The organism is Streptomyces calidiresistens (assembly GCF_014141525.1).
GTDB lineage: Bacteria > Actinomycetota > Actinomycetes > Streptomycetales > Streptomycetaceae > Streptomyces > Streptomyces calidiresistens.
Genome location: NZ_VKHS01001136.1, coordinates 1 through 1,299 on the forward strand (window position 1 = coordinate 1; position 1,299 = coordinate 1,299).

The 1,299-nt window shown below is 72.4% G+C and carries 1 protein-coding gene; it reads right to left on the reverse strand.

Annotation, left to right across the window (positions count from 1 at the left end; translation table 11 throughout):
* Nucleotides 1-190 precede the first annotated feature (190 nt).
* Nucleotides 191-961 (reverse strand): GOLPH3/VPS74 family protein, encoded by a 771-nt coding sequence (locus FOE67_RS25955; RefSeq protein WP_182667265.1) that lies wholly within the window; start codon nt 959-961, stop codon nt 191-193.
* Between the last annotated feature and the right edge of the window lie 338 nt (nt 962-1,299).

Below are 1,299 nucleotides of genomic sequence, written 5' to 3' on the forward strand. Positions count from 1 at the left end.
GGGTGGGGGAGCCGGACCGACCCCCTCCCGTACGGATGTCCGAAAACGGGTGCGGGGTGCGGGACGGCCGCCGTCGCACTCGGCGACGACGCCCGCACCCGCACCCCGCACCGGCGGCTCCCGGTGGGATTGCGGCACCGGTCGGACCGACCCGGGCCCCGTCGGGGCGCGGGCCGGTCACCGACCGGTGCTAACGCGATGAGAGGGATGGCCGGGCGGGCACCCTGGCCGGCTCCCTCCGTCGGGTCTGGTCCGGCACCTGCTGACCGCCCCGGGCCGGCGTCGGTACGGCCGGCCGTCGGCCCCGCACCGCCGGTGCGGGTCGACGTGCCTGACCCGCGACACCGTTCTGCACGTCCATGACGGCGTGGGCGACGAGCCCACCCATCGGGTCGTGGCGGATCAGGTCCCGCAACCGGGAGCGGGAGGACCGCCCCTCGTTGCCCGGGTACAGGTGCTTGCCCAGTCCCACGGCGTGCGCCAGGGCGGCCAGGGCGGCCGTTCTGGCGTCCGGTGGGGTCCCGGTGCGGATGGCACCGTCGAGGCGGGCCCTGATCTCCCGGCTGACCTCCGTGTCGGTCGCCTGGTACCGCGTCGTCGGCAGCACACCGCACATCTGGTTCTCCACCGCGTGCACCATGCCGCAGCGTTCCAGATGGGACAGGTAGGTCTGCCGCAGGCCCAGCCGGGGGCCTCCGACCCAGTGGACCGCGCGCACCGGAGCGCCGCGCCTGCGCAGCAACTCCAGGGCGGTGTCCAGGGTCGGATCACCGGTGGGCCGTGCGAGTACCACGGCGATACGGTCTCCGTTCGGGGCGATGCGCCCCGCGAGAGCCAGCTCGACGAGCTGGGCCCCGGCCAGGCCGAGGTCGAGCGACTGCGGCTGTGCTGTGGTACCCGTGGTCGGGTCCAGAGCGAGCAGCAGCAACTCCTCCGGAATGCTTCTACGACTCCTGCTCATCCATGCCTCCCCGCGTGGATGAAAGACAGGGTGACGCCTCTCACAATGTTCTGTCGAGGGTGCGTGGTCGTTTTGTGATGCAACTCGCGGATATGTCGTTGTCGTCCATGCGGGTAGACCGCGACTTTCCGCCATGGGGGAGGCTGTGCGCCACGGTGCACAGGAAGCGGCACACTGATAGCGGCAGTGATCCGGTCGGTGACCGGTGCACGAGAGCGAGGAGGCGCGGGTGGCGGGTCAGTCCCCGGAGATCCCGGAGAACGAGCGGGAACAGGGTCGGGCGAGGACAGGGACGCCGGCGACCACCGGGACGGTTCCCCCCGGGGGCGGGGAAGCGG

What these genes read in the sequence shown, in the direction of transcription:
- FOE67_RS25955 (WP_182667265.1), bottom strand. Translation starts at nt 961, where the DNA reads ATGAGCAGGAGTCGTAGAAGCATTCCGGAGGAGTTGCTGCTGCTCGCT.